This is a genomic window from Afipia felis ATCC 53690 (assembly GCF_000314735.2).
GTDB classification, from domain to species: Bacteria; Pseudomonadota; Alphaproteobacteria; order Rhizobiales; family Xanthobacteraceae; genus Afipia; species Afipia felis.
Genome location: NZ_KB375270.1, coordinates 589,730 through 613,440, shown reverse-complemented (window position 1 = coordinate 613,440; position 23,711 = coordinate 589,730). Strand labels below are relative to the sequence as shown.

The window sequence follows — 23,711 nt, the reverse complement described above, 5'->3', positions numbered from 1 at the left end:
CGCTTAGCGGTAAATGTCGGTGTAGAGCTCGGACGCGTCCGGCTCCGGATCGTGCTGGGCGAAATCGGCGGCTTCGTTGACGATCTCGCGCACTTCCGCGTCGATCTTCTTCAACTCCGCCTCGTCGACCTTGGCATCGAGCAGCCGCTTGCGGACCTGCTCGATCGGGTCCTGATCGTGCCGTACCTTCTCGACCTCCTCGCGCGTACGATATTTCGCAGGGTCGGACATCGAGTGGCCGCGATAACGGTAGGTCTGCATTTCGAGGATGTAAGGCCCCTTACCCTCGCGGCACCAGGCCGCGGCGCGCTCGGCTGCCGCCTTCACCGCACGCACGTCCATGCCGTCGACCTGCTCGCCCGGAATGTTGAACGCGATGCCGCGCTTGGAGAAATCGGTCTGCGCGGAAGAGCGCGTCACCGAGGTGCCCATCGCATAACGGTTGTTTTCGATGACGTAGATGATCGGAAGCTTCCACAGCTCCGCCATGTTGAAGCTCTCGTAAACCTGCCCCTGATTGGCGGCGCCGTCGCCGAAATACGCCACGCTGATATTGCCGTTGTTGCGGTAGCGGTTGGCGAAAGCCAATCCGGTACCGAGCGGCACCTGCGCGCCGACGATGCCGTGGCCGCCGTAGAAGTGCTTCTCCTTGCTGAACATATGCATGGAGCCGCCCTTGCCCTTCGAATAGCCGTGGCGGCGGCCGGTCAATTCGGCCATCACGCCCTTGGCCTCCATGCCGGTCGCCAGCATGTGGCCGTGATCGCGATAGCCGGTGATGATCTGATCACCTTCCTTCAGCACCATCTGGATGCCGGTGACGACGGCTTCCTGTCCGATGTAGAGATGGCAAAAGCCGCCGATCGCGCCCATGCCGTAAAGCTGTCCCGCCTTTTCTTCGAAGCGGCGGATCAGAAGCATGTCGCGCAATGCGGCGAGCTCCTGCTCCTTGGTGAATTCCAGTTTGGCGGCACCGGCCGACGTGCCTTTGGTTGCGGCGGCCGTAGGTTTTCCAGATGGCATGAGATGTCCGGATAAGAGAGGTGATGAATCCTCTCTACTCCAACTCTGATCGGCGTGGAAGGAGCGCGTAACGCCGCATGATTACAAAACATTTTGCAGCGCAGCGACTTGAAATTAATGGCATCGCGCGCACGTGATTTTGAAATTTGTGTTGTTTGTTTTGAAATTCCGACACAACGACGCGGTACCATCGCCTGTGCAGGGAAGCTTTTCGCTCGTCTTATGCACAGACGGACAACGCAAACAGCGATTCAGGCTCATCGGGAGGCATTTGCAGGAGAGAAGATTCTTCTCTCCTCCGGATCGTAACGCGCGTGGCGTACGATATTCCAAGTTCATCGGTTGAGAAGACGCACCAGATCGCGCGGGTTCGCATAGTCGAGTTGCCGCCGCGCTTCTTCATCGAGCATGTCGGGATCGAGCCGGTCGGAGCGCAGCAGCGCCACATGCTTTTCTTCGTCGGCGCGCTGGACTTTGAGCCGGGCGAGCTCCGCCGTCAGCGAAGCGGCTTCCTTTTCCAGCTCGATGCGGGCATTGAGGCCGTAGCGGCCGGTATAGGCATTAACGCCGAAATAGGTGATGAAACCGGCCGCGATCGCATAGAGCGCGAGGCCGGTCAGAATCGCCTTGAATCGTGCGCGAGAGACCATGCGCTGCACGATGCCCCGTCAGGGTTAATGCCGCGCTAATGGCTTACGCTGCGGCACCCTTCTTTTGCCTGTCGACGAACGCGGCGAAAGCCTCGACGTACTGCTGCAGCACCTTGCCGAAACTCTCGCTCGTTACCTCGCCCTTCTCGTTGAACGAGTTCCCGACATGCGTCAGATAGATTTCGGGCTGGCCGAGGATCGGCCCTGTGATGCCCGGCAGCGAACGCTTCAATTCCATCGCCGCGCTGACGCCGCCGAGTGGTCCAGGCGAATTGCCGACGATGCCAACGGGCTTGCCCAAAAACGCGCTCTGCCCGGACGGCCGCGAGGCTACGTCGATAGCGTTCCGGAGTACGCCGGAGACCGAGCGGTTGTATTCCGGCGTGACGAAAATCACGGCATCCGATGCCTTGATCTTGTCGCGGAACGCCACCCAGTCCGCAGGCGGATTGGCTTCCAGGTCCTGATTGAAGAACGACAGGCCGTGAAGGGTCGCCACGTTCAGCTTGAGCGACGCCGGAGCCGCCTTCGCCAACGCATTGGCAATCTTGAGGCTGAAGGATTCCTTGCGGAGGCTTCCGACGATGACCAGAACTTGATGGGGCATGAACACGTCCTTTGGGCAATGAAGCAGTAAAGTTCGACCGGCGCACCTTATCGCGCACCCATAAAGATGCAAGTGCATGAAAACCCGCAGGCAAGGCTATACGGTGCCGTGGGGAAGTTGCCTCATATGCGTGTCGCCTTCCCGCCATCAGGAGATCGAGAAATGAAAACTCTTTCCGCCGTGGTTGCGCTGCTCGTTCTTGGATCGTCCGCCGTCTACGCGGAAAAACCGCTTCGTCCGGAGCAGGAGTGCATTGATCTCGCGCATGCGCGCGGCTTCGACAGAAGCCAGGGGCAACACGGCACCGCAAACTCGGGCATGAACAAGTTCATTCATGACTGCCGGCGCGGACTGGTGAAGTAATCAACGCAAAAGCCCGGCCTGTGGCCGGGCTTTGACATCATCGCATCAGGAAGCAAGCGCTTTGGTTAGAGCGCCGGCCTGTCACGCCGGAGCGTGACGGGATCAGGCCAGCGCGCGCAGCGCGGCACGTCCTGCGTAGATCGCCTGATTGTCGAGCTGCTGCTCGATGCGCAGGAGCTGGTTATACTTCGCGGTACGGTCGGAGCGCGCGAGCGAGCCGGTCTTGATCTGTCCGCAATTGGTGGCGACCGCGAGGTCGGCGATGGTGGAATCCTCCGTCTCGCCGGAGCGATGCGACATCACCGCAGTATAGGCCGCCTTGTGCGCCATCTCGACCGCAGCAAGCGTCTCCGTCAGCGTGCCTATCTGGTTGACCTTGACGAGGATCGAATTGCCGAGCCCCTTCTTGATGCCGTCGGCGAGCCGCGTGACGTTGGTGACGAACAGATCGTCGCCGACGAGCTGGATCTTGCCGCCGATGAGGTCGGTCAGCTCCTTCCAGCCATCCATGTCGTCCTCAGCCATGCCGTCCTCGATCGAGACGATCGGATAACGGTTGGTCAGGTCCTGGAGATACTTCGCCTGCTCGGAACGCGAGCGGGTCTTCTTCTCGCCTTCATAGACGTACTTGCCGTCCTTGAAGAACTCGGTCGAGGCGCAATCGAGCGCGAGCATCACATCGCTGCCCGCCTTGTAGCCGGCCTTGCCAATCGCGCTCATGACGAAGTCGAGCGCAGCGTCTGCCGACGGCAGGTTCGGCGCGAAGCCACCCTCATCACCGACATTGGTGTTGTGGCCGGCCTTCTTCAGTTCGCCCTTCAGCGTGTGGAAAATCTCCGCGCCGCAGCGCAGGGCTTCAGCGAAGCTCGCCGCCCCAACCGGCATCACCATGATTTCCTGAAAATCGATTGGGTTGTCGGCATGCACGCCGCCATTGACGATGTTCATCATCGGCACCGGCAGGGTGCGCGCCGAGGTGCCGCCGACGTAACGATAAAGCGGCATATCGCAGGACTCGGCCGCAGCCTTCGCGACCGCCAGCGAGACGCCGAGAATAGCGTTGGCCCCGAGGCGGCTCTTGTTCGGCGTGCCGTCGAGCGAGATCATCGCGTTGTCGATCTGCACCTGCTGCTCGGCGTCCATGCCACCGATGGCGTCGAAGATCTCGCCGTTGACGGCCTCCACCGCCTTCTGCACGCCCTTGCCGAGATAGCGGCCCTTGTCGCCGTCACGCAGTTCCACCGCCTCATGGGCACCCGTCGAAGCACCCGACGGCACGGCGGCACGACCGACCGAACCATCTTCCAGCACGACATCGACCTCGACCGTCGGATTGCCACGGCTATCCAGAATTTCGCGGCCAATAATATCGACGATGGCAGTCATGAGCGCCTCTTTGATTGGAATGGAAAACAGGATGGCTGCTTCTACAGCAAGGTTTCCGGCGGGAAAAGCCGCAAGGGCGCATAGGTGACGGGCCGCGCCAATTTCGCTATCACCTCCACAACGGAGAAGAAAATGTCACGAAAGCCGCGCAAAACTGCCACGAAGGCCCCGCTCCAGCTCGGCCGCCCGGTCACCCTGCCCGCCTCGCCCGAGGAAGCGCAACTCGACCGCGTTCCCAACCCGCACCCGGGCACCGGCTATCTCGTGCGCTTCGCCGCGCCGGAATTCACCAGCCTGTGCCCGATCACCGGCCAGCCCGATTTCGCCCATCTCGTCATCGACTACGTTCCAGGCCAGTGGTTGGTGGAATCGAAGGCGTTGAAACTCTATCTCGCGAGCTTCCGCAATCATGGCTCGTTTCACGAAGACTGCACGGTGGAAATCGGCAAGCGGCTCGTGCGCGAAATCAAACCGACATGGCTGCGGATCGGCGGGTATTGGTATCCACGCGGCGGCATTCCGATCGACGTGTTCTGGCAGACCGGCAAGCTGCCGAAGAATGTCTGGGTGCCCGATCAGGGTGTGCCGCCCTATCGCGGGCGCGGCTAGAACGCTCATTCGCCATGACCAAAACCGAGCTCGCCAATATCTACCGAAACTACATTGCCTGTCTGAACAGGCAGGATTGGCCGAAGCTGGACCAGTTTGTCGATGATGACGTGCATTACAACGGAGAGCTCATCGGAATATCCGGCTATCGTCAGATGCTGGAGAAAGACTTTTCCGAAATCCCGGACCTTCATTTCAACATCCAATTACTGACGTCCGACCCGCCCTACATCGCAAGCCGGTTGAACTTTGACTGCACACCAAAAGGAAAATTCCTCGGACTCGATGTCAACGGGAAGCGGGTCTCCTTTGCCGAGAACGTATTTTATGAATTTCGGGCAGAGAAGATTTGGCGGGTCTGGTCAGTGATAGACAAGGCCGCCATCGAAGCTCAGCTTTAGCTGCACAGCCCCGATCAGGACCCGTCGCCTTACCGCGAGCAGGGCTAGGACGAAGCGGCGGTGAAGATGCGCCTAAAGTTCGCGAGGTCCTTCACCGGCAAATCGCACACGGCCACATAGGTCGCCTTGCTGTCGCTCCAGCTCAGGGCCTGATAGCCGGACTGGCTCGCCACCGGCAGAGACATCCCCGGAGCGAGCATCGTCAGGCTCACCACATGAGTGTCGTGCCGGTACACGACGGTCGGGACCGGTGTGTTGCCAACGATATCGATACGTCCGCCTGTGAGTTTGAATCCCTGTTGCGCCAGGTTGAGCACTTGCGGAGAACGCGCAATGCGCGAGGCAAACCACGGCCTGACGACATGGCTGTCCGACGAGGCGATATCGAACGGCTGCGGTGCCAGCAATCCTCGCACGTGACTTGCGATCACCTGCTGCACGAGATCCTGTCGCGAACGATACCGGTCGAGCGTCAGCATCGCAGCCGCGCTGATCAACACGCCGACGATGACCGCAGCCGCAAGCGCCTGCCACGACCACCGTCGCTCACGAGAGCTTGCACCCGCCACCGTCGCGCCGACACGCGCCCGCAATGTTTGCGGCATATCTTCTTGCGGAATGGCACGCAGCGCGTTGCTCAGCGCCAGCATCTGCTCGAAGCGCAGGCGCAAGCTCTCGTCGCCTGCGAGGCGCTGCTCAAACGCTCGCGCGGCATCCGTGTCACACTCGCCATCGAGGTAAGCCTGCAACTCAAGATCGTCGTCGTCCGGGGATGCCCTCATCTATCCTGCTCTCCCAGCATATGTGCGAGAACGTCCCTGCTTCGCGCAAGGCGCGACATCACCGTGCCGATCGGGATGCCCGCAATCTCTGAAATCTCGCGGTAACTCAACTGATGCATTTCGCGAAGGACGATGATTTCGCGCAGTGGCGCCGGCAATCTTTTGAGCGCATCCCGCACGCTTTCGATATCCAGCTTGAGCAGCAGCGCCTGTTCAGGCGTCTGCACGCCGGATCGATGGGCATCGCCCTGCTCCATCTGCCGCCGGTCTGCATCGCCGAGGTCATCAGCGAGGACCACTGTCCTGGGCCGGTTCTTCAGGAGCCAGCTATAGGCCGTATTCCGAACAACCGAGAGCGACCAGGCGCGCGCATTAGCGCCATCGAAGGTCTGGATCGCGCGAAACGCCCGCAGCGACGATTCCTGCACCACGTCTTCGGCATCCGCACCGTTGCCCGTCAGCCAACGAGCCAGACGATAGGATTCCGGCAAGTGCGGCAGGAATACTGCATCGAACAGCGAGCGATCATCGCGATTTGGCAAGGCCTCACCCGAACGCTGCTTCAAGCCGGAGAAGCCATCCAGAAGCTCCGGTGGGTCAGTTCTAGCACATCGCGCTGATGCCGGCATGACCAGCAACCGCAAAGTCATCACAATCTTCGTCGCCTTTCTGCATCACATTCATGGGGTGACGACAATCTTTCCGGTCATGTGCGGATGCAGGCCGCAAAAATAATCGTAAGTCCCGGCGGTCGCGAACGTGAAGGAATAACGGTCGTCGGTATCGAGCGCCTTCGAGCGGAAACTTTTGTCCTTCGCGATCACCGTATGCGGAATGTCATCGCGGTTGATCCAGGTCACGGTCGTGCCAACCGGCACCGACAGCTCCGCCGGAGTAAAGGTGAAATTATCGATGGTGACCTCCTTCGCGGTCCCTTCCGCCCTGACCACGCTGAGCGCCAGCACCGCTCCGAACGCAAGCCCGAGCCCTGCAGCCACGAACGTTCGACGAGTTGCAACCATTCCCATCATCGTCTCCATCAACTGGCGAGCGTTCGATCGATGAAGGCGAGCGACTTCTCACCCTGCACGACATTGATGCTCGAGAGGCCAAGCATGGAGCGAAGCTGCTCAGGCGGTACGCGCATCGGCCCCGGCGATGGCGCCGCGCCCGGCGCCGGTTGCGGAAACGCCGTGGACATCGCGGTATGGAAGGTCACATTGCCTTCGACCTTCTGCAGCAACTGGTGGATGTGACCGTTGAGCACGGTGACGGAGCCGAAGCGCTTCAGCATCTCCAGCACGCGCATGCCGTCTTCAGTGCCCCAGCCCCATTCGCGATAGACCACCTGCAGCGGAATATGTGCGAACACGACGATGGGGGTGTCGTTCGACCTGTCCCTGAGATCGGATTGCAGCCAGGCGAGTTGCTCCGCGCCAAGATTGCCAAGCCCGCCGCCCTGAAGATCGACGACGTTGACGAGACCAATGAAGTGCACGCCGTGATCGTCGAAACTGTACCAGCCTGCGCCCTGTGTGCCTTTGCCGTAGCGATCGAGGTACGCCTTACCGCGATCCTCATCGATGATGTCGTGCTCGCCGGGAACGTAGTGAATTTTCACGCCGGTTTCGCCGAACACCTCACCGGCATTGTCGAACTCGGCGGCTTTAGAAAGGTGCGTGATATCGCCGGTGTGAATGATGAAGGACGGCTTGACCGGCATCGCCTTCACGATGCCTACCGCTTCACGCAAAGTGCCGAGCGCATCGGGATTAGCCGCCTTGTCGAAGCCGATATGGCTATCGCTCATTTGCAGGAACGTGAAGCCGGACGGCTGTGCAGCGCTCGCTTCGCCGATCAGTCCTACGGAATGGGGGATACCCCCGCTGACGGTCCACAGAACGCCGGTCCCCGCCCAGATCATGCACTCAAGGGCGTGACGGCGACCAGGGTCGTGATGGTCATGTGACATGGCAGTCTCCCTGAAAGGGCCCGCACGGGGCGCTGTTCAGGAGACTGGGTGGAGAGCGGATTTATTCGCCCGGTCCGGGAAATTTTTATCGGCTGCTGTCAGCGGCCCTTCGCCAGCGCGTCGAACGCCATCAGCTTCTTAAGAAGTCCCTCGAAGTCCTTGAGGGGCACCATGTTCGGGCCGTCGGATGGCGCATGATCGGGATCGGGATGGGTCTCGATGAAGACGCCCGCGACGCCCACCGCGACTGCGGCTCGCGCCAACACCGGGACAAACTCACGCTCGCCGCCCGATGACGTGCCCTTGCCGCCCGGCTGCTGCACCGAATGGGTCGCATCGAAGATGACCGGCGCACCGGTGGTACGCGCAAGAATCGGCAGCGCGCGCATATCGGAGACGAGTGTGTTGTAGCCGAACGACGCACCGCGCTCCGTCACCAGCACATTGACATTGCCGCCGCTCGTGATCTTGGCGACGACGTTCTGCATATCCCAGGGTGCGAGGAACTGGCCCTTCTTGACGTTGACGACTTTGCCGGTCGCAGCCGCCGCAAGCAGAAGATCGGTCTGGCGGCAGAGAAACGCAGGGATCTGCAACACGTCCACGGCCTGAGCGACGTCCGCGCACTGCTCCGCCTCGTGCACGTCGGTCAATACCGGCAGCTTAAGGCTCTCGCGGATTTCAGCGAATATGGGAAGCGCCTTGGCAAGGCCGATGCCGCGCTCGGCCGACGCACTGGTGCGGTTCGCCTTGTCGAAAGAGGTTTTGTAGATGAGGCCGATCTTGAGCCGCGCTGCGATCTCCTTCAGCGCGCTGGCGACCTCGAGCGCATGCGCGCGGCTTTCCAACTGACATGGGCCTGCGATCACCGCCAGCGGCAGATCGTTGCCGAAGGTGACGTTGCCGGCAGATACGGTTTTCGAGGCTGAAACCAAAAGAATGCTCCGCGTTGAGGCCCCCTTTTGCCGGGAGCACGGGACAAGATCAAGGCGATCGGGAGGCTTTCAATCCGTCAGGCTGCCTGCGTCTGCTCAAAAATCAGCGTCGCACCGAAGGCCGCCTCCGGCGCGATTACCACCCGCCCGACCCGGCGATGGTGAGCGATACCACCCGCATTCAACCGCGTTTCAAGCTGACCGAGATCGCGCACCTCGAGGCGCAGCCCACGCAACTCAGCGCCCTCGCCCGCAACGGTTTCAACCACTCCGAACTGATCACGGAAGCTCAAAACCTCCATGATCTCCAGATCGCCGTGCGGCGTCACCGATTTCACGCCGATGGAATTGGAATGCAGCAGCCGAACGCCAGTGAAGGCGGAGAGGAAAACGTGGTGATCGGTCGGATTATCGGCAACCATCACCACGCCGCCGATGCCGGTCGTTCCATTCTCGTGAACCTGCCGTGACGGATTCCAGAAATTCTGCGGATAATGATGCTGGCAGACCGCAAAGCCCGCATGCGGCGAGAGCCTGTCATGCGCAAATGCCAGCGAGAATGCGACCTTGACCGGCGCGCCGTCCGGCCCTGCACCTTCGCGCTCGAAGTCGAACACCTCGTAGCCGCCGATACCCGCCTCATCAAAAAGCCGTGCATCAGCGCGTGCGTCGGTGCTGGCGAGCAGCACCATGCTCAGCCCTTCATGCGCCCTCAGGAAATCACGATTGAATGCACCGAACGAAAACTGTCCCGGTGCGGGCGGCACGATCTTCTCCGGCTCCCCGACTTCAAGCAGTTCGATGAAGAAGCCAAGAAACTGGATGATGCGGTTATGCGTCCCCCACGGGTGGCGATTGCGGCCACCGACCTGAAAGCCCGCGCGCGCGTAAAAGTCCGCTGCCGCGTCGAGGTCGCGCACAGCATGCACGACATGGTCGAGTCCGCGCGGGCGCGACCATGTCTGCGTCGGCATGACGGGACCAGCGTTCACTTCACCGAGGAGAACGAGGTTGGCACCAGGAACGAACTCGCGATGTTCGCGACGATCTGGCCGTCCTTTTCGGAGTCAGCACGCTCCTTGATCCATTCCGGATCGGATTGAAACGCATTCCACTTCTTCTCGCGATCGGCGAGCGAATCCCATTCCAGCAGATAGGTCAGGTCCTGATTGGATTCACCAACAAGCGTGGTGAAGAAGCCGGCCTGCTTGATGCCGTGCTTTTCCCAGATTTTCGTAGTCGTTTCGCCAAAGCGCTTCACCAGCGCTGGCAGACGGCCCGGCAGACAGCGATACACGCGCAATTCGTAAATGCTCATGAGCAAACCTCGAATTTCAATGGCGGCTTTATAGCGCTCCTCCGGGGGCCTGTCTTTGCCCTACGCGCTCAATTCCTCTCCGCCATTCGTTCACCTTCCGAGAGCTGAGGCAAAACATCAGCCCGCAAACCGATTCGTCGCCAACTTGAGATCGAACGTCTCCCTGTCGTTGAGCCAGCGGATATCCCGGGTGGCCGACATCGCTTGCAGGATGGATGGCGAGACGCCCATCCGTGTCATGTAGTCGAGGATGATGCCCGTCGTCTTCTGGGTGTCGGCGACGATGTCGCGGCCGAAGTCCGCGCTTCTCGGCAATTCAGTCGTGAACTGATGCACACCCAGCGCCGATCCGGGAAAGGCTTCGCGAATTTTGCCGCCGGCATAAACAAGCACACAGGCACTGGCGCAATAGGACGGGCGCAAGCGGCCTGTCGCATCGGCTTTGGCGACCATCGTCGTCAGCCCGCGCGAGCGGATGACATCGCCCATGATGAGGGCCTGATCGACTTGCCCGCCCGGCGACGACAGCACGACGAAATCGCCCTCGCCCAGCTTGGCGTCGTCCAGCTTCTCGCGAAACCAGACCGCAGCCGCGGCGCCGATCTCACCCGAGATGGCGAGCGCGCGATGCGAACGCCCGTTCGCCTCAATCTGAATAACCGACGACGTCAGTGTCGGTGAGAAGTATCGGTCCTTCCAGTAGGCCCACGCCGACGGCGAGGACAGATCCTGCCAGGCGCGACCGCCCCACAGACCGAAGATTAGAACCGCGAACAGGATCGATGACAGCCAGCTGCGGCCGAACCGGCGAGCACGTCGCCCGGGCACCTGGCTGACCGGTGCCTTCGGTTCCACGCCGGAAGCTTCGCCCCACGGCCGCGCAGGTTCATCATGGGGCGGCGGTTTGATTTTGGGAATCTTCATCAGCCCGACACCTCGGCACGGAGGCGTCCGCAACAGGCTCGCCTCGGCGGTAGCCTATCCGGCCCACCGATACCTGTTCAATGGATTGTACTGACGATCAGACCAGACGGCTCTGCGCCGCCGCCGCCGCGATGAAGGAGGAGAACAGCGGATGCGGGTCCAGCGGGCGCGACTTCAATTCGGGATGGAATTGAACGCCGATGAACCACGGGTGGTCTTCGTACTCGACGATCTCGGGCAACACGCCGTCCGGCGACATGCCGGAGAACCGCAGGCCGTGCTGCTCGAGGCGGTCCTTGTAGGCGGTGTTGACCTCGTAGCGATGGCGATGACGTTCGGAAATCTCCAGCGCGTCGCCATAGACCTGCGAGACTCGGCTGCCCTTGCGCAGCGCAGCCGGAAAAGCGCCGAGCCGCATGGTGCCGCCGAGATCGCCCGCCTTGGAGCGCTTCTCAAGTTCGTTGCCGCGCAGCCATTCGGTCATCAGGCCGACAAGCGGCTCCTTGGTCTCGCCGAACTCGGTGGAGTTGGCGTCCTTGATGCCGACGAGATTGCGCGCGGCCTCGATCACCGCCATCTGCATGCCGAAGCAGATGCCGAAATACGGCACGCGGCGCTCACGCGCGAACTGCACTGCCTTGATCTTGCCTTCCGCGCCGCGCTGGCCGAAGCCGCCGGGCACGAGGATGCCGTTGACGTGTTCGAGGAACGGCGCGGGGTCTTCACGCTCGAACACCTCGCTCTCGATCCAGTCGAGATTGACCTTCACCTTATTGGCGATGCCGCCGTGCGACAGCGCCTCGATCAACGATTTGTAAGCGTCCTTCATACCGGTGTACTTGCCGACCACGGCAATCGTCACCTGACCTTCCGGGTTGCGCACCCGCGCATTGATCTCGTGCCAGCGCTGGAGCGCAGGCGGCGGCGCATCCTGAATGCCGAACGCCGCCAGCACTTCGTCGTCGAGACCGGCTGCATGGTAGGCTTCAGGCACCGCGTAGATGTTGTCGACGTCGCGCGCCTCGATCACCGCGCTTTCACGCACGTTGCAGAACAGGCCGAGCTTGCGGCGCTCCCCGTCGGGGATCGGACGATCCGTGCGGCACAGCAGAATGTCGGGCTGGATGCCGATCGAGCGCAGTTCCTTCACCGAATGCTGGGTTGGCTTGGTCTTGAGTTCGCCCGCGCTCGGAATGTAGGGCAAGAGCGTCAGGTGGATGTAGATCACCTCGCCGCGCGGCAGGTCGTTCTTGATCTGGCGGATCGCCTCGAAGAACGGCAGCCCTTCGATGTCACCCACCGTGCCGCCGACCTCGCAGAGCACGAAGTCGTAGCCGTCATTGCCGGTGAGGACGAAATCCTTGATGGCGTTGGTGACGTGCGGGATCACCTGCACGGTCGCGCCGAGATAGTCGCCGCGCCGCTCCTTGGCGAGAATCTCCTGATAGATGCGGCCCGTGGTGATGTTGTCAGCCTTGCACGCCGGACGGCCGGTGAAGCGCTCGTAGTGACCGAGATCGAGGTCGGTCTCCGCGCCATCATCGGTTACGAACACCTCGCCGTGCTGATACGGCGACATCGTGCCGGGATCGACGTTGAGGTAGGGATCGAGTTTGCGAAGGCGGACTTTGTAACCTCGCGACTGCAGGACGGCGCCGAGCGCCGCCGATGCAAGTCCTTTTCCGAGCGAGGAAACCACGCCGCCGGTGATGAATATGTACCGCGCCATGGGAGCCTACCTTTATCGTCACGGGCGAGATTCGCAAAACGAATCGCCCTTCCCCCCGGAAAAAATCATTCCCTGTGGGTTACGTTGAATTTTAAACAAACACAGCCGGTTAGCGACCACCGCTCAGACGCGATGGCAGCACAGCCGGAGATGTGTCCACCGATAGTTCGGGCTGAGATGAACCCTTACTTGGACTGCGGCGCCTGCGGAGCGGCGGGTGCCGCCGGCTCTGCGGGCTTGAGCGAATCCAGGAGGTTCTTTTCCGGTGCCGGCGAGCCCGATTGCGACGCCGGGGTCGTATTGATGAGCGATGCCGGCCGCTGATCGTAACCGGCCAGCCAGGACAGAAACAGGCTGGTGATGAAGAAGCCCGCGGCCAGAATCGCTGTGGTCCGGGTCAGCAGGTTGGTCGTACCCCGGCTCGACATGAAACCGCCGCCACCACCGCCGCCAATGCCGAGGCCGCCGCCTTCGGAGCGCTGCAGGAGCACGACGCCGATCAGGGCCGCGACAATCAGGAGATGAACGACGATAACGACGGTCTGCATAATATCTTTCCGTCACAAACAATCGCGACCGGCCAGCCGGATACGCCAATGTCTGAGGGGTTGAGGTTGGCGCGTCTGTACACGATCAGGGCGCTGAACGCCACCCCGGCGCGCGTGTCCGGCCCTAGTGTGGTGGTTCAGAAGTTCGCTTCATTTTCTCCGCGAATCCCTACAAGCGAACTTCTGAACCTAAACCACACTAGAATCATAGATTTGCTAGTGTCGCGAATCCGAAGTTCGCTCTGGAAGACGCGGCAAGTGAGGCGAACTTCGGATTCGCGACACTAGGTAGGCACGGCCGCGGCGATCGCAAGGAAATCAGCTGCTTTCAGGCTTGCGCCGCCGATCAGGCCGCCATTGACGTCGGTCAGGCGCAGGATTTCGGCAGCGTTGTCGGGTTTCAGCGATCCGCCATAGAGCAGCCGTACACCCTCGCCCTCCCTCTTGAACCTCTCCGTCAGCTTCTCGCGGATAAAGGTATGGATTTGCTCGATATCTCCCGACGTCGGGGTCAGGCCGGTTCCAATTGCCCAGACCGGCTCGTAAGCGACGACGAGATTGGCTGCAGTAGCTCCGTTCGGGATCGAGCCTGCCAGTTGACGGCCCACGACCTCGGCAGCCCGCCCCGCATCGCGCTCGGCGCGGGTTTCGCCGACGCAGACGATGGCAATGAGCCCGGCGCGCCAGGCAGCCTCTGCCTTGGCATGCACGATGGTATCCGTTTCGTGATGGTCGGTGCGGCGTTCCGAATGTCCCACGATCACGTAGGTCGCCCCGGCATCGGCCAGCATCTCGGCTGAAATATCGCCGGTATGGGCCCCGGAGGCGTTGGCGTGGCAGTCCTGCCCTCCTATCGCGACCTTCGATCCGATCATGGCGGCTGCCGCCGGGAAGATCAGCGTCGCGGGCGGGCAGATCAGGAGATCGGCCTTGCTGTAGACTTCGGCCGCACCCTGCCCAATCGCCGCCAGTTCGGCCAGCGACGCCTTGAGGCCGTTCATTTTCCAGTTGCCCGCAATCAGCGGTCGGATGGCTGCCGGCATCATTCCCCCTTCTTTTATGACCCTTTCCGCTACCAGAGGGGCTGCTCCCGCGCCACCCGGTGCCCTGCCTTATCCAGTATTCAGGGCGTGCCCGTCGCATCCGTCCCGGTTGCCCCCGCCGGGGCGGCGTTTTATACGAGGCGGAACAATGCGGTGAGGGCAAATCGGCCCGGTCTGTTCCGCTTCCTCCTACAAATGTGGTGTCATGCTCCGAGGGATACGAAACGTCACGTCGAACCGGGTCGGCAAGTCGATCATGAGCGTGCTGTTCGGCGTGCTCATTGTCAGCTTCGGCATCTGGGGCATTGCCGACATCTTCAAGGGCTCGACGCAGACGACGCTCGCAACGGTCGGCAGCACTGACATCCCGCTGGAACAATTCCGTTCGGCCTATACCGATAAGCTGCAGCAGATCAGCCGTCAGATCCGCCGGCCGCTCACGCCCACACAGGGCCGCGCTTTCGGCATCGATCGTCAGTTGCTGCAGCAGACCATCGCCGAGACGGCACTTGACGAAGAAGCCCGCCGCATGGGTCTGCGAATGTCGGACGCCGAGATCGTCCGTACCATTTCCAGTGATCCGACCTTCGCCGGACAGAACGGGAAATTCGACCCGACGCGCTTCGCGATGGCGATGCGGGAATACGGCTACACCGAACCGCGCTATCTGGCCGAACAGCGCCGCCTCACTCTGCGCCGCGAGTTGATCGGCAGCATCGTCGCGGGCGCCGAGCCGACAAGCACCCAGATCGAGGCACTGAGCCGCTTCCAGAACGAGCAGCGCACCATCGACTACGCCAAGATCGGCCCCGATCAGGCCGGCAAGATCGAAGCGCCGGCACAAGACGCGCTCAACGCCTATTTCGAGGCCCACAAGGCTCAATTCCGCGCGCCGGAATATCGCAAGGTGGTCTACCTCACCCTCTCACCCGACGAACTCGCCAAGAAGGTCGTGGTGTCCGACGACGATGCTCGCAAGGTGTATGACAGCCGGCGCGGCGATTACGTAAAACCGGATCGTCGCCAGGTGCTGCAGATCGCCTTCCAGAGCGAGGACGCGGCCAAGGCCGCGCGCGCGAAGATCGCGGGCGGCATGTCCTTCGAGGACCTCGCCAAGGAAATGAAACTCACATCGGGCGACATCGACCTTGGCCTCGTCAGCGAGAACAGCCTCGGCGATCCGATCATCGCCAAGGCCGCCTTCGCGCTGCCGGTCAACGAGGTCAGCCAGCCCGTCAAGGGAGCGCTCGCCACAGTGCTGCTCAAGGTCACCAAGATCGAGCCCGGCTCGACCGAGGCCTTCGAGAACGTCGCGCCCGCCATCAAGAAGGAGCTCGCCGAGCAGCGCGTCCGCGCCGACTTCGACAAGATGCGCAATGCCATCGAGGACGAGCGCAGCGGCGGGGCCAGCATTCCGGAAGCGGCGCAAAAGAGCGGCCTCGAAGCCGTGACGATCGATGTCGATCGTTCCGGTCGCACACCGGACAACAAGGAAGCCCCGCTGCCGAAGGGCGTCGATCTCATCACGGCGGCGTTCGGCAGCGATGTCGGCGTCGACAACGACCCGCTCACCTTCCCCGGTGGCGAAGTCTGGTTCGACGTACTCGGCACCACGCCCTCACGCGACCGCACGCTCGACGAGGTCAAGGACCAGGTCACCGCCCGCTGGCATGATGAGCAGGTCGCCACGCGCCTGCGCGACAAGGCCAAGGCGCTGGTCGAAAAACTCAACAAGGGCGGCGTATTCGCCACCGAAGTGAAGGCCGCCGGGCTGACGTCGCAGACTTCCGCGCCGTTCAAGCGTGACGACAAGGTCAACGGCCTGCCCGATCTCGTCGTCGATACGGCCTTCCGTACCGCCAAGGGTGCCGCCGCGATGGCGGAGAATACACCCGCCAGCAGCGGCGTCGTGGTGCTGCAGGTCGCCAACGTCACCACGCCGGCGGTCGATCTCAATTCGGACGAGTCCAAAAAGATGAAGGAAGGTCTCGCGCAGAACCTGAGCGACGAACAGATCGGGCAATACATCACCCATCTGGAAACCACCCTCGGCGTGAAGGTGAACGAGAACGCATTCGCGATCGCGACCGGCGCGACCAACAACCAGTGACCGGCCGGGCATGAGCGATTTCAAATCGATCCTCGCGAAACTCGCGGACGGCCAATCGCTCTCGCGCGAGGAGTCGGTTCGCGCGTTCGACTATCTGATGTCCGGTGAGGCTACGCCCTCGCAAATCGGCGGCGCGCTGATGGCGATGCGGGTGCGCGGCGAGACGGTCGACGAGATCACCGGCGCGGTGAGCGCCATGCGCGCGAAGATGCTGCGCGTAACTGCCCCGCCCGACGCGGTAGACGTTGTCGGCACCGGCGGTGACGGCGCCGGCTCTGTCAATGTCTCGACCTGCGCGGCCTTCATCGTCGCAGGCGCGGGCGTCCCCGTCGCCAAGCACGGCAACCGCGCGATGTCGTCGAAGTCCGGCGCGGCCGACGTGCTGGCCTCGCTCGGCGTCAATATCGAACTCACCCCGGAGCAGGTCGGCACCTGCATCGCCAAGGCGGGTATCGGCTTCATGTTCGCGCCTGCGCACCATCCGGCGATTCGCCATGTCGGGCCGACCCGCGTGGAACTGGGCACGCGCACGATCTTCAATCTGCTCGGACCGCTCGCCAATCCGGCGGGCGTCAAGCGGCAGATGATCGGTGTGTTCGCAAAACATTGGGTCGAGCCGGTGGCGCAGGTTCTGAAGAACCTCGGTGCGACCTCGGCCTGGGTTGTGCACGGCTCCGACGGGCTCGACGAGATCACCCTCACCGGCCCGACCTTCGTGACAGAGCTCGCCGATGGCGCGATCCGTTCATTTGAAGTCTCACCTGAAGACGGCGGCCTTGCGAGCGTGAAGAATGCTGATCTCCGCGGCGGCGACGCCACCGCGAACGCGGACGCGCTCGACGCCGTGCTCAAGGGCGTGAAGAACCATTACCGCGACGTCGCTTTGCTCAACGCAGGCGCCGCGCTTGTTGTCGCAGGCAAGGCGAAAGACCTGAAGGAAGGTGTTGCGCTCGGCATCAAGTCGCTCGACAGTGGAGCGGCGGCGGCGAAACTGGCGCAGCTCGTGGCCGTATCCCGTGCTTGAGGAAGACAAATCCTTGTCCGACATTCTGGAAAAGATCGAACGCTACAAGCGCGAGGAAATCGCAACCGCCAAGGCCGCTCGTCCGCAAGCCGAGGTCGAGGCTGCCGCCCGGCGCGCTCCGCCTGCGCGCGGCTTTGCCAAAGCGATCCAGACCACAATCGCGCGTGGCGACTACGCATTGATCGCAGAAATCAAGAAGGCTTCGCCCTCGAAGGGACTGATCCGCGCCGATTTCGATCCGCCCGCGCTCGCAAAGGCATATGAGGCCGGCGGCGCGACCTGCCTCTCGGTGCTGACCGATACGCCTTCCTTCCAGGGTCATCTCGATTTCATGGTGGCCGCGCGCGACGCCGTCTCGCTGCCAGTGCTGCGCAAGGATTTCATGTACGACACCTATCAGGTGATGGAGGCGCGCGCGCATGGCGCCGACTGCATCCTCATCATCATGGCGGCGCTCGACGATGCCTCCGCGCGCGATATCGAGAATGCTGCGTTCGACCTCGGCATGGACGTACTGCTCGAAGTTCACAATCAGGATGAACTTGAACGCGCGCTAAAGCTGCGCTCGCCTCTGCTCGGTATCAACAACCGCAATTTACGCACCTTCGAGACAACGCTCGCGACCAGCGAGACGCTCGCGGCTTCGGTGCCGAAGGACCGCATCATGGTCGGCGAGAGCGGTATCTTTACGCCCGCCGACATCGCCCGACTCGCCAAGGTCGGCATCTCGACCTTCCTCGTCGGCGAAAGCCTGATGCGGCAGGCCGACGTCACCTCCGCTACCCGCACCCTGCTCGCGAAGGCTTCATGAGACGATGAGTAAACCTTCCCTCACCCATATCGACGCCAAGGGCGAAGCGCATATGGTCGATGTGTCGGCGAAGGACGCGACCGAGCGTGTCGCGGTGGCGGAAGGTTTCGTGGTGATGAGCACCGATACGCTCAAGCTCATCGTCGAGGGCAATGCCAAGAAGGGCGACGTGCTCGGCACCGCGCGCGTCGCCGGCATCATGGCGGCGAAACACACCTCCGATCTCATCCCGCTGTGCCACCCGCTCGCGCTTTCCAAAGTTACGCTCGACATCACGCTGGACGACAGGCTGCCCGGCTGCCGCGTCGAGGCGAGCGTCAAGGTAACGGGACCGACCGGCGTGGAGATGGAAGCGCTTACCGCGGTGTCGGTCGCCTGTCTCACCATCTACGACATGATCAAGGCCGTGGAACGCGGCGTTCATATCGAAGGCATCCGCCTTCTCGAAAAGAGCGGCGGCAAGTCGGGCGTCTACAAGCATGAAAAATAAAACGGACGCTTCATCATGGCGTTGATGCCGGTCGCCGACGCACTGAACTCCATTCTCGACGGCATACAGGCCCTTCCCGAAGAAGACGTCGGACTCGACGATGCGCTTCATCGCACCCTGGCTCGTGATATCGCCGCCCTCCGCACCCAGCCGCCCGCAACGATGTCGGCGATGGACGGTTACGCCGTCCGCACCACAGATGCGACCGAAGGCGCGCGCCTCGAGGTGATCGGCGAGAGTGCCGCCGGGCGGCCTTGCGAGAAATCCGTCGGCACAGGTGAGGCTGTCCGCATCTTCACCGGCGGCGTGGTGCCCGATGGCGCCGACACCATCGTCATCCAGGAAGACGTCCAGCGCGAACACAATTCCATCACCTTAGCGGAAGCTGCCCCTCTGCCTCGCCATATCCGCAAGGCCGGCATCGATTTCCATGAAGGCGACATCCTGCTGAAGCGCGGTACCCTCCTCAGCGACCGCGACCTGTCACTCGCCGCCTCAATGAACCACCCCACGCTGCCGGTATACCGCAGGCCGAAGGTCGCTGTTCTCGCCACCGGCGACGAACTGGTGATGCCAGGCTCGCAACCGGGACCCGGACAGATCATCTATTCGAACGCCTATGCGATCCGCGCGCTCATCCGCAACAGCGGCGCCGAGCCGATCGATCTCGGCATCGCGCGCGATACGATGGAAGACACGCGCGCCGCCATCCGCCGCGCAGAAGCTCTCAACGTGGATATCCTCCTCACCACCGGCGGCGCGTCTGTCGGCGAGCACGATCTCGTCAAGCCGTCGTTCGAAGCCGAAGGCATCGACATCAAGTTCTGGAAGATCGCGCTGCGCCCCGGCAAGCCGATGATGCACGGACACAAGGGAGCGATGAGCGTGATCGGCCTGCCCGGCAACCCGTCCTCGTCCTACGTGTGTTCGTTCCTGTTCGTGGTGCCGCTGATCCGCGCGCTCTCGGGCCGCGCGCAGGTCGGACATTGCATCGAGCATGCCATTCTCGGCCATGATCTGCCTGCCAACGATCATCGTCAGGAATATCTTCGCGCGCGGATCGCCATCAACGATGACGGCGTCGCTGTCGCGACCGCCGTGAGCCGTCAGGACAGCTCGCTCCTGAACAACCTGTCCGTCGCGGACGTGCTGTTGATCCGGCCGCCGCATGCGCCCGCCGCACTGGCTGGCGCGCGTTGCGAGATCATCCGCCTGCCCGGTTGACTGCTCGAACCGGCTCAGCGCGTCTTAAGCCCTGCCGACAATCTGCATGTTCGAAAGATCAGGAACGAGCGGACGGCGAGCGGCGGCTTCAATTTCTGCCAGCAACGTCTCGACATCGGACGGCAACGGCTGCCAACCACAGGGACACACCTGTTCATGATGCGAGGCAGAGGTCTGTCGGTAGATTGCGCCTAACGCAGACGCCATCATCCGCATCACTGTCATCGGCTGCAGCGCGGTGCTGTCGAGCGTCCGGCAAAACGTCACCATCAGATGATGATCGATCTCGGTCTGCGTCGGTTCGGATCCGTCCTGATCTGCCATCGGCATCTCCTCTGCATGCTCGTTGCATTGCGCGAAGACGTAGGTGGTTGCGGCAAGGAGCTCAACCGAACATTCCCGTTCTGGAATTAGAAGACATTGAAGTGGCTCAACGAGGCATCGCAGAAAGCGGGGCTCCTGTGAGGAACTCTTCCGGCATCGCCATGCAAGACCCCATGGCCCCCTGCCAGCCTCTCGGCTCATTCCGGCATGATTTCCTAAAAACAGCACGTCTGGATTCATAAGAATTTAACTATTGCAGAACATGTATGGAACATATAGTGTATGTTCATGATTTGTTTCGAGTGAGTCTGGCACTTGTCGTGAACAAGGCGGATGCCAGGAAGCGGGTGAAGATCCGCGGAACATGAGATTGAGGGCTGCGCCGGATGCTGACACGCAAACAATATGAACTGCTGCGCTTCATCAACGAGCGGCTGAAGGAAAGCGGTGTTCCGCCCTCCTTCGACGAAATGAAGGACGCCCTCGACCTGCGGTCGAAATCGGGCATCCACCGCCTTATCACGGCTCTGGAAGAGCGTGGCTTCATCCGCAGGCTCGCCAACCGCGCCCGCGCGATCGAGGTCATCAAGCTGCCGGAGCCCGCCGCCAACAGCGGCGCGCGGCGTGGTTTCACCCCAAGCGTGATCGAAGGCAATCTCGGCAAGGTTCGCAGCACCCCGTCCGGAAACTTCGAGGAGAGCGGCGAGCAGCCTGTCGCGGTCCCAGTGATGGGCCGCATCGCGGCCGGTACCCCGATTGAAGCGCTGCAGACCCGCAGCCACACCATCAGCGTGCCGCCCGACATGCTCGGCTCTGGCGAGCATTACGCGCTGGAAGTGCGCGGCGATTCCATGATGGAAGCCGGTATCCTCGACGGCGACATGGCGTTGATCCAGCGCAATGAGAATGCCGATACTGGCGACATCGTCGTGGCCCTGATCGACGAAGAGGAAGCGACCCTCAAGCGCTTCCGCCGCCGTGGGGCCTCCATTGCGCTGGAGCCGGCCAATGCGGCCTATGAAGTTCGTATCCTGCCGCCGAACCGTGTCCGCATCCAAGGCAAGCTGATCGGACTTTACCGCAAATACTGAGACTACCCTCTAGTCGGCGGCCTCCTGTTCTGCCGCCGGCGGGGTCGCATCGACCGGCTGCCGGGATGGCTTGCGTCCGGTGGCATTGTTGCCGTGCGGGCCTGTAGAGACATCTGGAATGGCGGGCGACCAGGGCCGGTCAATACCAACGGTTTGGCTGGCCGTAATACTGTAGCCCTGCACTGTCTTTCTTAATGTCACTCCGCCCAGTTCGCGCAGCGCATCGCGATGGAACACCTGGGCGGCACAATCGGATGGCACCTGATACGGCGTGATCAGGACTTTCGCTCGCGTGCAATCGTCTGCCAGCGCGTCGGGTTGCCGCGCCAGCGCAATAAGATCGCCCTCCTTGCCCTCGACCACGCATCCCGCCTCATCGCATGCCACGCCCCGCGCGAGACCAGGGTCCGTGATGACGCGCGGATCAGCATCAGCCGCCAGCCACTCGCGCCACAGGAAAGCGTTCTTGGCCGTGTGCATGATGCGCAGGTGGCCATCCTTGCCGCGCACCGCGACACTCGACGCATCGCGCGCGATCAGGATGTCGGGCTCGGTTGCGGCAGCCGCCCACATCACACCACAACCGATCAATCCGGCTCCCGCCCATCGCAACGGCGAACGCAGCAAGCCGAGCACAACAATGCCGCCGCTCATGACGATCAGCGGCCCGATGCCGAAGGCATGAACGCGCCCGAACGCACCGGGCAGCGCCGCTACCCACTGCGACACCGCGATCATCCAGTCGATGCCGACCTCCATCAGGTGCCAGAACAAGGCGTCGAAGCCGAACGGAATGGCCGCGATCCCGAGCAGGCCCGCCGGCATCACCAGCGCGGACACGACCGGCATGGCAGCCAGATTGGCGATGACGCCGTAAGGCGCGATGCGGTGGAAATGGAAGGCTGCATAGGGCGTGGTCGCAAGACCCGCGACAAACGACGCCAGAGCCAGCACCACGAGTTCGCGCCCGCCCCACGCGGCGAAGCGTCCGAGTCGGGTATCATCGTTTGTGCCGAACCATCGCGGCATGCCTATCTGCGCCAGTACGACGAGACCGAGTGTCGCGGCAAAGGACATCTGAAAACTAGGGTGCACGAGCGCCTCGGGCGCCACCAGCAACACCAGCATGGCGGCGAGTGCCAGCGTGCGGAACGTGATCGCGCGGCGATCCGCCATCACCGCAACCAGCACCAGCGCCGTCATATAAAACGAACGCTGCGTCGCGACCTCCGCGCCCGACAGCAATAAGTAAAATAGCGCAGCGATCAGCGCCGCCAACGCTGCCCATTTCTTGATCGTAAACCGCGTGCTCAACGCCGGACTAAGCGCAAGCAGAGCCCGGATCGCGAAGAACACCACGCCCGCGACGACCGCCATGTGATAACCGGAGATCGACAGCACGTGGCCTAATCCGGAAACGAACAAGGCGTCGTTGTTGGAGGTGGAGATCGCGTCGCGCCGGCCGGTGAGGAGCGCGGTCGCGATCGCGCGTTCGTCGCCGCTCAGCACCATTCGGATCCGCGCATCGACGGCGTCGCGCAGGCTTTGCATCCAAGCCGCGTAGCGAAGCCTCCAGCCGCCCTGCTTCGGCGCATCCAACGTCCTGATTGCACCGAGCACGAAGCCAGATGCACCGATACCCTGAAAATACATATCACGGGCGAAATCATAACTTCCGGGGCGAAGCGGCCGCATCGGCGGCAGCAGCCTTGCCTTCAACGCGACATAAGCGCCGACCGCCGGCGCCGTCCCTTTGCGCACCGAGAGCCTGACGCGCTCCAGTTGCGGCGTACCCCGCGCCTCGAGTTTTGCTACCCGCAGCACGAAGCGGTCGGTACGCTCGCGCTCCTCATGCGTCTCGATAAACCCCTCGATCACCGCCGAGCTGACCGGCGCAAGCAACACCGCGTGCGAAATGTATGCGGTCTTCAGCGTCGCGGTGGCAAAACCCGCGAGCAATGCCGCCAGCAGCGCCATCATCGGAAAGATCGGCCGCCGCCGCATCACCAGCGCGAGCATGCAGGCCATTCCCGCGACCGGCGCGACTACTGCCGCTATCGGCTCGCGCGACGCTGTGAAATAGAGCGCGATGCCGATGCCGAAAGCGACCGGAATCCACGGCAGCAAGCGGCCGGGACCAGCCTCCGCACGGATCCAATTGAGGTTCGATTCCGCCAGGAAGCGCCATAGGCTGCGCCCGGACAAGGCAGGCACAACCGCCGTCTCACGCGGCGGCCATGCGATGGCCCTGCCCGCACGCGACCGTTCCTGCTCCCAGCCCCCGTCCGCCATCGCGCCGCCCGTGTGTCGGCTGACCCCGCCGTAATGCTAGCGGATGAGATCAGGC

26 protein-coding genes are annotated in these 23,711 nt (G+C 62.4%); 9 read left to right on the top strand and 17 right to left on the bottom strand.

The features are described 5' to 3' along the window. Positions 1-3: 3 nt before the first annotated feature. The 3 genes from pdhA to HMPREF9697_RS03110 all read right to left on the bottom strand — a co-directional run bounded on the left by pdhA (position 4) and on the right by HMPREF9697_RS03110 (position 2,280). Positions 4-1,023: a pyruvate dehydrogenase (acetyl-transferring) E1 component subunit alpha gene (pdhA, locus tag HMPREF9697_RS03120; RefSeq protein WP_002715696.1), complete on the bottom strand. Its 1,020-nt coding sequence runs from the start codon at positions 1,021-1,023 to the stop codon at positions 4-6. Positions 1,024-1,358: 335 nt separating this feature from the next. Beyond that, entirely contained in the window at positions 1,359-1,673 is a 315-nt protein-coding gene (locus tag HMPREF9697_RS03115) for an FtsB family cell division protein (protein ID WP_002715695.1), read from the bottom strand. Between the two features lie 43 nt (positions 1,674-1,716). Continuing rightward, the gene (locus HMPREF9697_RS03110) at positions 1,717-2,280 is read right to left on the bottom strand and encodes an NADPH-dependent FMN reductase (RefSeq protein ID WP_002715694.1); all 564 of its coding nucleotides are present in this window, start codon (positions 2,278-2,280) and stop codon (positions 1,717-1,719) included. Positions 2,281-2,442: 162 nt separating this feature from the next. On the opposite strand from HMPREF9697_RS03110, the gene HMPREF9697_RS03105 reads away from it, so the two are divergent. Beyond that, positions 2,443-2,643: a hypothetical protein gene (locus HMPREF9697_RS03105; protein WP_002715693.1), complete on the top strand. Its 201-nt coding sequence runs from the start codon at positions 2,443-2,445 to the stop codon at positions 2,641-2,643. Positions 2,644-2,745: 102 nt separating this feature from the next. Here the strand turns inward: HMPREF9697_RS03105 and eno are convergent, their stop codons facing one another. Continuing rightward, positions 2,746-4,029 carry a phosphopyruvate hydratase gene (gene eno / locus HMPREF9697_RS03100; protein WP_002715692.1) on the bottom strand — a complete coding sequence of 428 codons (1,284 nt, stop codon included), beginning with the start codon at positions 4,027-4,029 and terminating at the stop codon, positions 2,746-2,748. A 132-nt stretch (positions 4,030-4,161) separates the two neighbouring features. On the opposite strand from eno, the gene queF reads away from it, so the two are divergent. After that, positions 4,162-4,638, top strand: coding sequence for a preQ(1) synthase (gene queF, locus HMPREF9697_RS03095; RefSeq protein ID WP_002715691.1), 477 nt, complete (start codon positions 4,162-4,164; stop codon positions 4,636-4,638). A gap of 14 nt (positions 4,639-4,652) precedes the next feature. Continuing rightward, positions 4,653-5,039, top strand: a complete 387-nt coding sequence (locus HMPREF9697_RS03090; RefSeq protein ID WP_002715690.1) for an ester cyclase — start codon at positions 4,653-4,655, stop codon at positions 5,037-5,039. Between the two features lie 44 nt (positions 5,040-5,083). Here HMPREF9697_RS03090 and HMPREF9697_RS03085 read toward each other — a convergent pair whose 3' ends face one another. The 11 genes from HMPREF9697_RS03085 to tpiA form a co-directional block, all read right to left on the bottom strand. Next, positions 5,084-5,821, bottom strand: coding sequence for an anti-sigma factor family protein (locus HMPREF9697_RS03085; protein WP_002715689.1), 738 nt, complete (start codon positions 5,819-5,821; stop codon positions 5,084-5,086). Next, positions 5,818-6,363 carry a sigma-70 family RNA polymerase sigma factor gene (locus HMPREF9697_RS03080; RefSeq protein WP_040308094.1) on the bottom strand — a complete coding sequence of 182 codons (546 nt, stop codon included), beginning with the start codon at positions 6,361-6,363 and terminating at the stop codon, positions 5,818-5,820. Before HMPREF9697_RS03080 ends, HMPREF9697_RS03085 begins: the two co-directional genes overlap by 4 nt. A gap of 138 nt (positions 6,364-6,501) precedes the next feature. After that, a complete protein-coding gene (locus HMPREF9697_RS03075) occupies positions 6,502-6,849 on the bottom strand; it encodes a cupredoxin domain-containing protein (protein ID WP_002715687.1) in 348 nt (115 codons plus the stop codon). 11 nt (positions 6,850-6,860) lie between these two features. Beyond that, a complete protein-coding gene (locus HMPREF9697_RS03070; RefSeq protein WP_002715686.1) occupies positions 6,861-7,793 on the bottom strand; it encodes a metallophosphoesterase family protein in 933 nt (310 codons plus the stop codon). Between the two features lie 98 nt (positions 7,794-7,891). Continuing rightward, a complete protein-coding gene (gene kdsA / locus HMPREF9697_RS03065) occupies positions 7,892-8,728 on the bottom strand; it encodes a 3-deoxy-8-phosphooctulonate synthase (RefSeq protein ID WP_002715685.1) in 837 nt (278 codons plus the stop codon). Between the two features lie 77 nt (positions 8,729-8,805). Then, complete coding sequence (locus tag HMPREF9697_RS03060; protein WP_002715684.1) at positions 8,806-9,702, bottom strand: VOC family protein; 897 nt, start codon at positions 9,700-9,702, stop codon at positions 8,806-8,808. A 14-nt stretch (positions 9,703-9,716) separates the two neighbouring features. Further along, complete coding sequence (locus tag HMPREF9697_RS03055; RefSeq protein ID WP_002715683.1) at positions 9,717-10,046, bottom strand: NIPSNAP family protein; 330 nt, start codon at positions 10,044-10,046, stop codon at positions 9,717-9,719. Between the two features lie 117 nt (positions 10,047-10,163). Beyond that, entirely contained in the window at positions 10,164-10,970 is an 807-nt protein-coding gene (locus tag HMPREF9697_RS03050; RefSeq protein ID WP_002715682.1) for a COG3904 family protein, read from the bottom strand. Between the two features lie 97 nt (positions 10,971-11,067). Further along, positions 11,068-12,699, bottom strand: a complete 1,632-nt coding sequence (gene pyrG / locus HMPREF9697_RS03045) for a CTP synthase (RefSeq protein ID WP_002715681.1) — start codon at positions 12,697-12,699, stop codon at positions 11,068-11,070. Positions 12,700-12,884: 185 nt separating this feature from the next. Continuing rightward, positions 12,885-13,247 (bottom strand): preprotein translocase subunit SecG, encoded by a 363-nt coding sequence (secG, locus tag HMPREF9697_RS03040; RefSeq protein ID WP_002715680.1) that lies wholly within the window; start codon positions 13,245-13,247, stop codon positions 12,885-12,887. 284 nt (positions 13,248-13,531) lie between these two features. Further along, positions 13,532-14,290 (bottom strand): triose-phosphate isomerase, encoded by a 759-nt coding sequence (tpiA, locus tag HMPREF9697_RS03035; RefSeq protein ID WP_040307782.1) that lies wholly within the window; start codon positions 14,288-14,290, stop codon positions 13,532-13,534. A gap of 205 nt (positions 14,291-14,495) precedes the next feature. On the opposite strand from tpiA, the gene HMPREF9697_RS03030 reads away from it, so the two are divergent. The 5 genes from HMPREF9697_RS03030 to HMPREF9697_RS03010 are packed head-to-tail and all read left to right on the top strand — an operon-like array spanning position 14,496 to position 19,949. Beyond that, positions 14,496-16,400, top strand: a complete 1,905-nt coding sequence (locus HMPREF9697_RS03030; protein WP_002715678.1) for a peptidylprolyl isomerase — start codon at positions 14,496-14,498, stop codon at positions 16,398-16,400. A gap of 10 nt (positions 16,401-16,410) precedes the next feature. Next, entirely contained in the window at positions 16,411-17,424 is a 1,014-nt protein-coding gene (gene trpD, locus HMPREF9697_RS03025) for an anthranilate phosphoribosyltransferase (RefSeq protein WP_002715677.1), read from the top strand. 13 nt (positions 17,425-17,437) lie between these two features. Then, entirely contained in the window at positions 17,438-18,235 is a 798-nt protein-coding gene (gene trpC, locus HMPREF9697_RS03020; protein ID WP_002715676.1) for an indole-3-glycerol phosphate synthase TrpC, read from the top strand. Positions 18,236-18,239: 4 nt separating this feature from the next. Further along, on the top strand, positions 18,240-18,725 hold the full coding sequence (gene moaC / locus HMPREF9697_RS03015) for a cyclic pyranopterin monophosphate synthase MoaC (protein ID WP_002715675.1): 486 nt from the start codon (positions 18,240-18,242) through the stop codon (positions 18,723-18,725). Positions 18,726-18,740: 15 nt separating this feature from the next. After that, complete coding sequence (locus HMPREF9697_RS03010) at positions 18,741-19,949, top strand: molybdopterin molybdotransferase MoeA (protein ID WP_002715674.1); 1,209 nt, start codon at positions 18,741-18,743, stop codon at positions 19,947-19,949. 24 nt (positions 19,950-19,973) lie between these two features. On the opposite strand, the gene HMPREF9697_RS03005 is transcribed toward HMPREF9697_RS03010, so the two are convergent. Then, positions 19,974-20,273 (bottom strand): hypothetical protein, encoded by a 300-nt coding sequence (locus tag HMPREF9697_RS03005; protein WP_002715673.1) that lies wholly within the window; start codon positions 20,271-20,273, stop codon positions 19,974-19,976. A 386-nt stretch (positions 20,274-20,659) separates the two neighbouring features. Here HMPREF9697_RS03005 and lexA point away from each other — a divergent pair, with 386 nt between their 5' ends. Continuing rightward, a complete protein-coding gene (gene lexA / locus HMPREF9697_RS03000; protein WP_002715672.1) occupies positions 20,660-21,364 on the top strand; it encodes a transcriptional repressor LexA in 705 nt (234 codons plus the stop codon). A gap of 9 nt (positions 21,365-21,373) precedes the next feature. Here lexA and HMPREF9697_RS02995 read toward each other — a convergent pair whose 3' ends face one another. Then, positions 21,374-23,656 carry a ComEC/Rec2 family competence protein gene (locus tag HMPREF9697_RS02995; protein WP_002715671.1) on the bottom strand — a complete coding sequence of 761 codons (2,283 nt, stop codon included), beginning with the start codon at positions 23,654-23,656 and terminating at the stop codon, positions 21,374-21,376. Between the last annotated feature and the right edge of the window lie 55 nt (positions 23,657-23,711).